Below are 10,579 nucleotides of genomic sequence, written 5' to 3' on the forward strand. Positions count from 1 at the left end.
GCGCGCCAGTTCGCGCAGGCGCTGCGCCTGGCTGGCATCATCTTCGCCAAGCGAGCTGGGCAGCAGCTGGACCATCGCGATACGGTGCAGCAGACGCAGCATCTCCACCAGCAGCGCCTCCCACTCCACGCCGCGCGATGCGGCCTGATTCAGCAGCGCCATCACCTGTTCGCCGTTGCCTTCCACCAGCGCTTCAATCAGCGCCAGCGGCTGTTCATCATCCAGCGTGCCCAGCATTTGCGCCACGCTGTCGCGCGTGACGCTGCCCTGCCCCATGGCAATCGCCTGATCGGTGAGGCTGAGCGCATCGCGCATACTGCCGTCGGCGGCGCGCGCCAGCAGATGCAGCGCGCGCGGCTCGGCGTCAATCTGCTCCTGCTGCAGCACGTGCGCCAGCTGCTGCTGAATCTGTTCGACATCGAGGGCTTTCAGGTGGAACTGCAGGCAGCGCGACAGAATGGTTACCGGCAGCTTCTGCGGATCGGTGGTCGCCAGCAGGAATTTCACGTGTGACGGCGGCTCTTCCAGCGTTTTCAGCAGCGCATTAAAGCTGTGGCGCGACAGCATGTGCACTTCATCGATCAGATAGACCTTAAAGCGCCCGCGTGCGGGTGCATACTGGACGTTATCCAGCAGGTCGCGCGTGTCTTCCACTTTGGTGCGCGAGGCAGCATCGATTTCAATCAGATCGACAAAGCGCCCCTGTTCAATCTCGCGACAGTTATCGCACTGTCCACAGGGCGTGGCCGTAATACCGGTTTCGCAGTTGAGGCCTTTGGCCAGCAGACGCGCAATCGAGGTTTTCCCCACGCCGCGCGTGCCGGAAAACAGATAGGCATGATGGATGCGTCCCAGTGACAACCCGTTGGCCAGCGCCGTCAGCACATGTTCCTGACCGACTACGTCGGCGAAAGCCTGGGGACGCCATTTTCGCGCAAGTACCTGATAGCTCATGTGGATTCAATCACTGGAGTTGTTTAACCTGGCACAGCAGCACGCTCAGTTGCGCCGATTCTGCCGTGGGACTTAGGGGAAAAATGCGGTGACGCAAACCCTGTTTATTTTGACAGGAGTGTAACAGCCACAGCCGGATATGCCTATACCCGTGATACGTTGCGCGCTGCGCTTCAGGGCGGAATACGCCTGTCAGGGAGTGCGAAGAGAGGCGCCGCCGGGCATCAAGGCTGGCGGCGCGATGGCCTTAGTGGCCGGGGAAGTTGACCAGGCTGTAGCAGTCGATACCCAGCGCGTTCAGGCGCGCTTCGCCGCTTAAATCAAACAGGTTGATCACGAACGCGGCGTCTTTAACTTCACCGCCCGCACGACGAATCAGTTTCACCGTGGCTTCAAGGGTGCCGCCGGTAGCCAGCAGATCGTCCACCACCAGTACCACATCGCCGGGTTTGATGGCGTCTTTGTGCAGTTCCAGCGCGTCTGAACCGTACTCCAGTTCATAGCTTTCGCTGAAAGTTTCACGCGGCAGTTTGCCCGGCTTGCGCACCGGCACAAATCCCACGCCCAGACCCAGCGCAACCGGCGCCCCGAACAGGAAGCCACGCGCTTCGGTGCCCACCACTTTGGTGATGCCTTTATTACGATAACGCTCCACCAGAATGGCGATCGCTGCGGCATACGCCTGCGGATCTTCCATCAGACTGGTGACGTCACGGAACAGGATGCCCGGCTTCGGATAGTCAGGAATGCTTTTGATGCTGTTTTTGATCAGTTCAAGCTGCTGCGCAGTTGCGGTCATAAAGGTTACGCCTGGAAAAATATCTAAAACGCGCAGCTCCCACAGCGCCAATACCCGGAAACCGGGTTAAGCGAAGTCGTTTCTCAAAGGGAAGCCACGCACGAAGATGCCCAAATCTAAGCAAACAGCCGGCTAAATGCAACCCTGATGCTACGGTTCGTGCGGGTTCGCACTTTCTGCTACAACCGGGATGCGCCACAGCATGAGCAGCAGCAGCGCCAGCATCACACCGAGCAGGATGCGCAGCCACAGCAGCTTCACCAGCCAGATTGAAACCGCAAAGGTGATGACAATCAGCAACATAGCGCGGCTTTTGGCACCGGGCGGCATGGCGCGATGCTGCTGCCAGTGGCGCAGATAGCGGCCAAACGGCGAGCGCCACAGCAGCCAGTGGTGAAAGCGTGGCGACGAGCGGGCAAAACACCAGGCGGCCAGCAACACGAATGGCGTGGTCGGTAGTAAAGGTAATACAATGCCCAGCGTGCCCAGCACAATCGCCAGCCAGCCAAGGCTTAACAGTAAAATGCGCTGCATGCCAGATGCCTGAAAAATGTCACAACAGCGCTACGTTAACACAGACGGAATCGAAGTGATGCCTCAACTGCCCGCCCAACAGCGTCTGCACGCAATGATTGACACGCTGCGCCAGCAGATTGCGCAGCAGCCGGACGGTAGCTGCCGTCAGCCGCGCTTTGACGCGCAACTGTTTCGCTGTAAAGGCACGCGGCTGGCTGACTATCTGCAAGAGCTGCAGCACAATGCGGCGCAGCTCGCGGCGTCCGACAGTGATGCGTCGCGCCGCCAGTGGCTGGCGCAGAAGGTGCTGGACCAGATTGCCGCGCTGCAGCGCGAGTGCAGTAGCCAGCAACTGCGTGTGGTGCGTGAACGGCCGCGTCGCGATCCGCTGCAGCCGAAGCGTGATGAGTACCGCGGCTACGAAACGCGACTGCTGGCCATGCTGCAACAGCGCGAACAGCACCTGGCGCGCGCTGAAACGCTGAGCGTGCAGCAACAGCTGATGCGCGAGGTGGAGATTCTGCAGGAGCGGCTGGCGCGCTGCCGCGCCGCGCTGCATAAACTGGAGATCGCGGCGCAGCCGTAAGCCGTTCGCTTTCCTCTATACTGGAAACAGCGCTGACGGGAGGAGAAGCATGACCCTTATCATCTGGATTATTATTGGCCTGGCTGCCGGCTGGCTGAAGCGGAGGGTGTTTCCCGGCCGTCCCGGCGGACTGGTGCCGACGCTGGTGCTGGCGGTGATCGGCGCGCTGATTGGCGGCTACATCGCCACGTATTTCACCACGGGCGACCTCGGTACGCTGCATCCGACGGGCTTTGCCGTGGCGCTGGCCGGTGCCCTGCTGATGCTGTTGGTCGCCGCTAAACTACGTATTTAGGAGACACTATGACGCTGGATACCGCGCCGGACGACATCAAGCTGGCGGTCGATTTAATTCAGCTGCTGGAGGAAAACCAGGTGCCCACGGCCACGGTGCTGGCTGCGCTGGCGATTGTCCAGCGCGATTATGAGCAGAAGCTGGCGGCCGAACGCACCGCTTAGCGCGTGCCGGCGAGCGTCGGGCTCAGGCGCAGCATATCTATAAAGGCCTCGACCACCTGCGGCGCTTCACTCACCAGATCAAAACTTTGCGGATTGAACAACCAGCTTTCCATCATGCCGCTGATGTAGCCGCGCATCAGCAGCGCCGCCTGGCGGGTGTTGAGGCTGGCCGGAAGCTGCCCGGCCTCGATACAGCTGCGCAGCACCTCTTCGATGCGGTCATAACACGCCTGCAGCAGCCCCTGCTGCATCGCCATTAACGTCGACATTTCGCCAACGAACTCACATTTATGGAAGATAATCTCCATTAATGCGCGTCTTTGTGGATCCTTTGCTGTGGCTTCAAGGATATAGATCAGCATCGAACGCATTACAGAAAGTGGATCGCCAGGGTATTTTGTCTGATACTCAAGTTCCACATCGTCGAGCCCGGCGTCGCAGCGCAGCCAGATCTCCTGTAACAGATCGGCTTTATTTTTAAAATGCCAGTAGATAGCGCCGCGCGTGACGCCAGCGGCCGCGGCGATATCCGCCAGTGAGGTGGCGGCCACACCGTGTTCAGAAAAGTGAGCTAAAGCGGCATCCAGAATTTGATGTCGCGTTTCAAGTGCTTGCGCTTTGGTTTTTCGTGCCATAGAGGACTGTTTTTACAAACTGGCAAGTTTACATACATTTGTGAATGTATGTACCATAGCACGACCCGTGTTTTAACGCAGCAATGGGTTTAACGGTTTGTGATCCATTGATCATTTGATATCGGACACTAGAGGTTTATTTATGAATAAAAACAGAGGATTAGCGCCTCTGGCGGCCGCCGTGATGCTTACAGGCAGCTTTTTGTTAACAGGATGTGATGATAATAAATCCCAGCAAGCCGCCCAGCAGCAGCCCCCGGAAGTGGGTGTTGTCACGTTAAAAAACGAGCCCCTGAAAATCACCACCGAACTGCCAGGCCGTACTTCGGCGTTCCGCGTGGCTGAAGTGCGTCCGCAGGTGTCAGGTATCATTCTCAAGCGTAATTTTGTTGAAGGCAGTGATGTTAAAGCCGGCGATTCGCTGTACCAGATCGATCCCGCCACCTATCAGGCCGCGTACGACAGCGCAAAAGGCGATTTAGCCCAGGCTCAGGCCAACGCGCGCGTTGCCCAGCTGACGGTGAATCGTTACAAGCCGCTGCTGGGTACCAAATATATCAGCCAGCAGGACTACGATAACGCCGCGGCCACCGCCGCGCAGACCGCAGCAGCCGTACAGGCGGCGCAGGCCAATGTGGAAACCGCCCGCATTAACCTGGCGTACACTAAAGTGACCTCGCCAATCAGCGGCCGCATTGGTAAATCCTCGGTAACGGAAGGTGCACTGGTGTCGAACGGCCAGACCACCGCGCTGGCGACCGTGCAGCAACTCGACCCGATGTACGTCGATGTGACCCAATCCAGCGATGATTTTCTGCGCCTGCGCGGCGAGCTGGAGTCGGGTCAGCTGAAACAGAACGACGGCAAAGCTAACGTTACCCTGCTGATGCAGAACGGTAGCGCATACAGCCAGCCGGGCACACTGGAATTCTCTGATGTTACCGTGGATGAAACCACTGGCTCGATTACCCTGCGCGCGATTTTCCCGAATCCGGATCATCGTTTGCTGCCGGGCATGTTCGTGCGTGCACGTCTGGATGAGGGCACTAACCCGACGGCGCTGCTGGTACCGCAGACCGGCGTAACCCGCACGCCAACCGGCGAAGCCACCGCGATGGTAGTGGACGCGGATAATAAAGTCGAAGTGCGTAAGATTACCGCGAACCAGGCGTTTGGCGACAAATGGCTGGTGACCGATGGCCTGAAAGAGGGCGATCGCGTGATTACCGTCGGTATTCAGCGTGCTAAACCGGGTGCTCAGGTGACGCCGCAGGAAGTCAAAGATGATGCCAAAGCCGCACCGGAATCTCAGTCTGCTAAATCATCGTCATAAACAGGAGCCGTTGATACATGGCTAAGTTCTTTATCGATCGCCCCATTTTTGCCTGGGTGCTTGCCATCATTATTATGCTGGCGGGTGCGCTATCGATTATCAAACTGCCGATCGAGCAATATCCCAACGTTGCGCCGCCGGCAGTTGAAATCCAGGCATCTTATCCGGGTGCAGATGCGAAAACGCTACAGGATTCGGTAACGCAGGTTATCGAACAGAATATGAACGGCATCGACGGGCTGATGTATATGTCCTCGAGCAGTGACTCTTCTGGTACGCTGACGCTGACGCTGACCTTCCAGTCTGGTACTGACGCCGACATTGCTCAGGTGCAGGTGCAGAACAAACTGCAGCTGGCGATGCCACTGCTGCCGCAGGAAGTACAGCAGCAGGGGATTCAGGTGAAAAAATCCTCCAGCAGCTTCCTGATGGTCGCCGGTTTCGTCAGCGAAGATGGCAGCATGACGCAGAACGACATCTCAGACTACGTAGCGTCGAACATCAAAGATCCGATCAGCCGTACGCCTGGCGTCGGCGATACTCAGGTGTTTGGTGCGCAGTATGCGATGCGTATCTGGCTCGATCCGCACAAGCTTAACAACTACCAGCTGACGCCGGTGGATGTGATCAGCGCGCTGCAAACCCAGAACACCCAGGTGGCTGCCGGTCAGCTGGGCGGTACCCCACCGGTGCCAGGTCAGCAGCTTAACGCCTCGATCATTGCCCAGACGCGTCTGACCTCGACCGAAGAGTTCGGTAACATCATGCTGAAGGTCAATCAGGACGGCTCACAGGTGCGCCTGCGCGATGTCGCGAAGATTGAACTCGGCGGTGAAAACTACGAGATCATTGCCCGCTACAACGGCAAACCAGCGTCCGGTATCGGTGTCAAACTGGCGACCGGCGCCAACGCGCTGGATACCGCCGACGCGGTGAAAGCGGAACTGGCCAAGCTGGAACCGTTCTTCCCGGCCGGCATGAAAACCGTTTACCCGTACGACACCACACCATTCGTTAAGATCTCCATTTTCGAAGTGGTGAAAACGCTGTTCGAAGCCATCGTGCTGGTGTTCCTGGTAATGTATCTGTTCCTGCAGAACTTCCGCGCGACGCTGATTCCTACCATCGCCGTGCCGGTAGTACTGCTGGGCACCTTTGCCATCATCAGTGCCTTTGGCTACTCGATAAACACCCTGACGATGTTCGGCATGGTGCTCGCCATCGGCCTGCTGGTGGATGACGCCATCGTGGTGGTGGAAAACGTTGAGCGCGTCATGGCGGAAGAAGGATTACCGCCGAAAGAAGCCACCAAACGCTCGATGGAACAGATCCAGGGCGCGCTGGTTGGCATCGCGCTGGTGCTGTCAGCGGTATTTATCCCGATGGCGTTCTTCGGTGGCTCAACCGGGGTGATTTATCGTCAGTTCTCGATCACCATCGTTTCGGCGATGGCGCTGTCGGTGCTGGTGGCGTTGATTCTGACGCCAGCGCTGTGTGCCACCATGCTGAAGCCCATCAAAAAAGGTGAACACGGCAAAACCACCGGTTTCTTCGGCTGGTTTAACCGCCTGTTTGATAAGAGCACCAACCATTACGTCGACAGCGTCGGCCACATTGTGCGCAGCACCGGCCGCTATCTGCTGATTTATCTGTTGATTGTGGTCGGCATGGCTTACCTGTTCCTGAAACTGCCTACCTCGTTCCTGCCGGAAGAGGATCAGGGGCTGTTACTGGCGCAGGCGCAGCTGCCTGCCGGTGCGACCCAGGAACGTACGCAGAAAGTGCTGGATCAGGTTACGGATTACTTCCTGACCAAAGAGAAAGACAGCGTGAATTCGGTGTTTACCGTTAACGGCTTTGGCTTCGCCGGTCGTGGACAGAACACCGGTATCGCCTTCGTCAGCCTGAAGCCATGGGATGAGCGTGGTGATGCCAGCCTGAAAGTGCCGGCGATTGCCGGACGTGCGATGCAGGCGCTGGGTCAGATCAAAGATGCCATGGTGTTCCCGTTCAACCTGCCGGCCATTATCGAACTGGGTAACGCCACCGGTTTCGACTTCCAGCTGATCGATCAGGGTAACCTCGGCCATGAGAAGCTGACCGCCGCGCGTAACCAGCTGTTTGGCATGATTGCCCAGCATCCGGATACGCTGGTGGGCGTGCGTCCGAACGGGCTGGAAGATACGCCGCAGTACAAACTGATTATCGATCAGGAAAAAGCGCAGGCGCTTGGTGTGTCGCTGTCCGACATCAACACCACGCTGGGTGCGGCCTGGGGCGGTTCTTACGTCAACGACTTCATCGACCGTGGTCGCGTGAAGAAAGTGTACGTGATGGGTCAGGCCGACTCGCGCATGCTGCCGGATGACATCAGCAAATGGTACGTGCGCAATAGCGCCGGGACCATGGTGCCATTCTCAGCCTTCTCTTCGGCGAAGTGGCAGTATGGTTCACCGCGTCTGGAGCGTTACAACGGTCTGCCATCAATGGAGATCCTGGGTCAGGCGGCGCCGGGCAAGAGCTCGGGTGATGCCATGAACCTGATGGAGAGCCTCGCCTCGAAGCTGCCTGCGGGTATCGGCTACGACTGGACCGGCATGTCCTATCAGGAACGCCTGTCCGGCAACCAGGCGCCTGCACTGTACGCCATTTCGCTGATTGTGGTGTTCCTGTGTCTGGCCGCGCTGTATGAGAGCTGGTCGATTCCGTTCGCGGTCATGCTGGTGGTGCCGCTGGGTGTGATTGGCGCCCTGCTCTTCACCACGCTGCGCGGTCTGAGTAACGACGTGTACTTTGTGGTGGGTCTGTTGACCACCATTGGTCTCTCGGCGAAGAACGCCATCCTGATCGTCGAATTCGCCAAGGATTTGATGGAGAAGGAAGGCAAAGGGCTGGTCGAGTCGACGCTGGAAGCCTCACGTATGCGTCTGCGTCCGATTCTAATGACGTCGCTGGCGTTCATCCTCGGCGTACTGCCGCTGGCGATCAGCAGCGGTGCCGGCTCCGGCGCACAGAACGCCGTCGGTACCGGCGTAATGGGCGGGATGGTGACGGCCACCGCGCTGGCGATCTTCTTCGTGCCGGTGTTCTTCGTGGTGGTGCGCCGCCGTTTCAGCAAGAACAAGTCTGAGCTGGAACAGGGCCATCCGGTCGATCACCCTCACTGATAGTTTCTCTCTGCTAAAAGGCCGCGCAAGCGGCCTTTTTTATTGCGCACTCCCCTGCTCCGCACGTTCCATGACAAATCCGCACCGGACGCGTGGTTGCAATCCTGCGGCGTGAGGTTCATAATATTGTTATATTATAACATTACACGAGAGCGCTATTATGAAACCAAACATTCATCCGCACTACCGTCCTGTGGTGTTCCACGACACCACCGTCGACGAATACTTCAAAGTCGGTTCAACGATTCAGACCGATCGTACCATCCAGTTTGAGGGCGAAGAGCTGCCGTACGTCACGCTTGATGTGTCGTCGAAGTCGCACGTTTACTACACCGGTAAACAGAAAGAGTTTGCCAAAGAGGGCAGCGCCGCACGCTTCAACAAGCGTTTTGGCAGCTTCCTGACGCGCAGCAAATAACCGGAGTTCAGCCACATGCAAGTTGTCAGTTCATTGCGGTCTGCCAAGACCCGTCACAAAGATTGCAAAGTCGTGCGGCGTAAAGGTCGTATTTATGTGATTTGCAAAACCAACCCGCGCTTTAAGGCGGTGCAGGGAAGGAAGAAAAAACGTTAGGAAAGTGTCGTGATAATTGGCCGGGATGCTCCCCGGCCTTTTTTTTACTTCATGCTGTGCAGCAGAGTTTCCACGTTGTGCTTAAACGCCGCCTCATAGGTGGGCGCCGGCCCGCTGGCCGCTGACAGCGCTTCCGGATAGAGCTCGCCACCGGGTTGCGCACCGGTTTCACTGGCGATCTGTTTCACCAGACGCGGATCGGTCTGATTCTCCATAAAGTAGGTGGTGATATGCTCGGCCCGGAGCTGTTTGATGATAGCGGCGACATCGCTGGCGCTGGCTTCCGCTTCGGTTGAGAAGCCCACCGGCGCCAGGAATGTCACACCGTAGCGCTGGCCGAAATAGCCAAAGGCATCATGGCTGGTGAGTACCTTGCGTTTACTTTGCGCCACGCCGGCAAATTCACTTTTGGCCCAGCTATCCAGCTTCTGCAACTGCTGAATATAGCGTTCACCGCTGTGACGGATGTCGGCGGCATCGTCCGGATCGGCTTTGATCAGCGCGTTCATCACGTTGGTGGCGTAGATCACGCCGTTGTGCATGCTGTTCCACGCGTGTGGATCGGTGATGGTTTTGCCATCCTCCTCCATTTTGCGCGTATTGACGCCGTTCGAGGCGACCACCACCGTGCCCTTATAGCCGGACGCGCTAATCAGCCGGTCCATCCAGCCTTCCATGCCCAGCCCGCTGACGAACACCACATCGGCCTGCGCCAGCGCCTGGCTATCCTGCGGCGTGGGCTCAAAGGTGTGCGGATCGCCATTCGGCCCCACCAGCGATTTCACCTTAACGTGATCGCCGCCGACCTGTTTAACGATGTCAGCCAGCACGGTAAAACTGGCTACGGCATCAACGGTTTTTGCCAGCGTCAGCGGGCTAATCAGCATCGCGCCAATCGCCAGACTCAACGGTAACTTCTTCATACCTATCCCCTTGTCATCTTATTATCGACGGCGCAGCAGGCCGCCACATGGTCCTGTCAACACAGACAGCAAAAACAGTACGGCCGCACTCAGTACCACCGCCGGTCCGGCAGGCAGGGCATAGTGCCAGGAGAGCAACAGGCCGATAAAGGCGGCGATCAGCGCCAGCAGCATGGCAATCGCCAGCATGCGCGTAAGGTGACGGCTCCAGAAGCGCGCGCTGGTGGCGGGCAGCATCATCAGCCCAACGGACATCAGCGTGCCGAGCACCTGAAAACCCGCCACCAGATTCAGCACCACCAGCGTGAGGAAAATGCCGTGCACCAGCGGTGCGCTCCATTTCCCCTGCGCACGCAGAAAATCAGGATCAAAGGCATCAATGACCAGCGGCCGGAAGATCACGGCCAGCATCAGCAGGGTGAACGCGGCGATGCTGCCAACCAGCACAATCGCGCCGTTATCCACCGCCAGCAGCGAGCCGAACAACACGTGCAGCAGATCGACACTGGAACCGCGCAGTGATACCAGCGTGACGCCGAGCGCCAGCGAACCCAGATAGAAGCCGGAAAAGCTGGCATCCTCCTTCAGGTGGGTGTAACGGCTGACCGCACCGGACAGCAGCGCCACCGCCAG

The 10,579-nt window shown here is 58.1% G+C and carries 13 protein-coding genes; 7 read left to right on the forward strand and 6 right to left on the reverse strand.

Annotation, left to right across the window (positions count from 1 at the left end):
- The 3 genes from dnaX to ERD80_RS17430 all read right to left on the reverse strand — a co-directional run.
- A partial coding sequence (dnaX, locus tag ERD80_RS17420; RefSeq protein WP_136547823.1) for a DNA polymerase III subunit gamma/tau occupies nt 1-954 on the reverse strand: 954 nt, incomplete at its 3' end.
- 247 nt (nt 955-1,201) lie between these two features.
- The gene (apt, locus tag ERD80_RS17425) at nt 1,202-1,753 is read right to left on the reverse strand and encodes an adenine phosphoribosyltransferase (protein ID WP_031279659.1); all 552 of its coding nucleotides are present in this window, start codon (nt 1,751-1,753) and stop codon (nt 1,202-1,204) included.
- 150 nt (nt 1,754-1,903) lie between these two features.
- On the reverse strand, nt 1,904-2,287 hold the full coding sequence (locus ERD80_RS17430; RefSeq protein ID WP_058775241.1) for a DUF454 family protein: 384 nt from the start codon (nt 2,285-2,287) through the stop codon (nt 1,904-1,906).
- 58 nt (nt 2,288-2,345) lie between these two features.
- Between ERD80_RS17430 and ERD80_RS17435 the strand changes: the two genes are divergently transcribed.
- From ERD80_RS17435 to rsmS, 3 genes are read left to right on the forward strand one after another with little or no spacing between them, the layout of a single operon-like run.
- Nucleotides 2,346-2,855 (forward strand): primosomal replication protein, encoded by a 510-nt coding sequence (locus tag ERD80_RS17435; protein ID WP_021507214.1) that lies wholly within the window; start codon nt 2,346-2,348, stop codon nt 2,853-2,855.
- Nucleotides 2,856-2,904: 49 nt separating this feature from the next.
- On the forward strand, nt 2,905-3,150 hold the full coding sequence (locus tag ERD80_RS17440) for a membrane protein (protein WP_010616865.1): 246 nt from the start codon (nt 2,905-2,907) through the stop codon (nt 3,148-3,150).
- An 8-nt stretch (nt 3,151-3,158) separates the two neighbouring features.
- Nucleotides 3,159-3,314, forward strand: a complete 156-nt coding sequence (rsmS, locus tag ERD80_RS17445) for a pleiotropic regulatory protein RsmS (protein ID WP_021507212.1) — start codon at nt 3,159-3,161, stop codon at nt 3,312-3,314.
- Here the strand turns inward: rsmS and acrR are convergent.
- Nucleotides 3,311-3,949 carry a multidrug efflux transporter transcriptional repressor AcrR gene (gene acrR / locus ERD80_RS17450; RefSeq protein WP_031279658.1) on the reverse strand — a complete coding sequence of 213 codons (639 nt, stop codon included), beginning with the start codon at nt 3,947-3,949 and terminating at the stop codon, nt 3,311-3,313. The genes rsmS and acrR overlap by 4 nt on opposite strands.
- Nucleotides 3,950-4,091: 142 nt before the next feature.
- Here acrR and ERD80_RS17455 point away from each other — a divergent pair, with 142 nt between their 5' ends.
- From ERD80_RS17455 to ykgO, 4 genes are all read left to right on the forward strand, one after another.
- Nucleotides 4,092-5,282 (forward strand): efflux RND transporter periplasmic adaptor subunit, encoded by a 1,191-nt coding sequence (locus tag ERD80_RS17455; RefSeq protein ID WP_136547825.1) that lies wholly within the window; start codon nt 4,092-4,094, stop codon nt 5,280-5,282.
- Between the two features lie 17 nt (nt 5,283-5,299).
- Nucleotides 5,300-8,449, forward strand: coding sequence for a multidrug efflux RND transporter permease subunit AcrB (locus tag ERD80_RS17460; protein WP_021507209.1), 3,150 nt, complete (start codon nt 5,300-5,302; stop codon nt 8,447-8,449).
- 160 nt (nt 8,450-8,609) lie between these two features.
- On the forward strand, nt 8,610-8,867 hold the full coding sequence (locus tag ERD80_RS17465) for a type B 50S ribosomal protein L31 (RefSeq protein ID WP_021507208.1): 258 nt from the start codon (nt 8,610-8,612) through the stop codon (nt 8,865-8,867).
- Nucleotides 8,868-8,882: 15 nt separating this feature from the next.
- Nucleotides 8,883-9,023: a type B 50S ribosomal protein L36 gene (gene ykgO / locus ERD80_RS17470; RefSeq protein WP_010616859.1), complete on the forward strand. Its 141-nt coding sequence runs from the start codon at nt 8,883-8,885 to the stop codon at nt 9,021-9,023.
- 44 nt (nt 9,024-9,067) lie between these two features.
- Here the strand turns inward: ykgO and ERD80_RS17475 are convergent, their stop codons facing one another.
- Both ERD80_RS17475 and ERD80_RS17480 read right to left on the reverse strand, forming a co-directional pair.
- Entirely contained in the window at nt 9,068-9,946 is an 879-nt protein-coding gene (locus tag ERD80_RS17475) for a metal ABC transporter substrate-binding protein (protein ID WP_136547827.1), read from the reverse strand.
- Nucleotides 9,947-9,967: 21 nt separating this feature from the next.
- The coding region (locus tag ERD80_RS17480; RefSeq protein ID WP_136547829.1) for a metal ABC transporter permease at nt 9,968-10,579 on the reverse strand (612 nt) is incomplete at its 5' end.

Source organism: Pantoea sp. R102, from assembly GCF_004916815.1.
GTDB classification, from domain to species: Bacteria; Pseudomonadota; Gammaproteobacteria; order Enterobacterales; family Enterobacteriaceae; genus Pantoea; species Pantoea dispersa.

Bases quoted from the DNA above. Each gene is read 5' to 3' on its own strand.
- ERD80_RS17435 (WP_021507214.1), top strand. From the start codon at position 2,346: ATGCCTCAACTGCCCGCCCAACAGCGTCTGCACGCAATGATTGACACG.
- apt (WP_031279659.1), bottom strand. From the start codon at position 1,753: ATGACCGCAACTGCGCAGCAGCTTGAACTGATCAAAAACAGCATCAAA.
- ERD80_RS17475 (WP_136547827.1), bottom strand. From the start codon at position 9,946: ATGAAGAAGTTACCGTTGAGTCTGGCGATTGGCGCGATGCTGATTAGC.
- rsmS (WP_021507212.1), top strand. From the start codon at position 3,159: ATGACGCTGGATACCGCGCCGGACGACATCAAGCTGGCGGTCGATTTA.
- ERD80_RS17460 (WP_021507209.1), top strand. From the start codon at position 5,300: ATGGCTAAGTTCTTTATCGATCGCCCCATTTTTGCCTGGGTGCTTGCC.
- acrR (WP_031279658.1), bottom strand. From the start codon at position 3,949: ATGGCACGAAAAACCAAAGCGCAAGCACTTGAAACGCGACATCAAATT.
- ERD80_RS17430 (WP_058775241.1), bottom strand. From the start codon at position 2,287: ATGCAGCGCATTTTACTGTTAAGCCTTGGCTGGCTGGCGATTGTGCTG.
- ERD80_RS17440 (WP_010616865.1), top strand. From the start codon at position 2,905: ATGACCCTTATCATCTGGATTATTATTGGCCTGGCTGCCGGCTGGCTG.
- ERD80_RS17455 (WP_136547825.1), top strand. From the start codon at position 4,092: ATGAATAAAAACAGAGGATTAGCGCCTCTGGCGGCCGCCGTGATGCTT.
- ERD80_RS17465 (WP_021507208.1), top strand. From the start codon at position 8,610: ATGAAACCAAACATTCATCCGCACTACCGTCCTGTGGTGTTCCACGAC.
- ykgO (WP_010616859.1), top strand. From the start codon at position 8,883: ATGCAAGTTGTCAGTTCATTGCGGTCTGCCAAGACCCGTCACAAAGAT.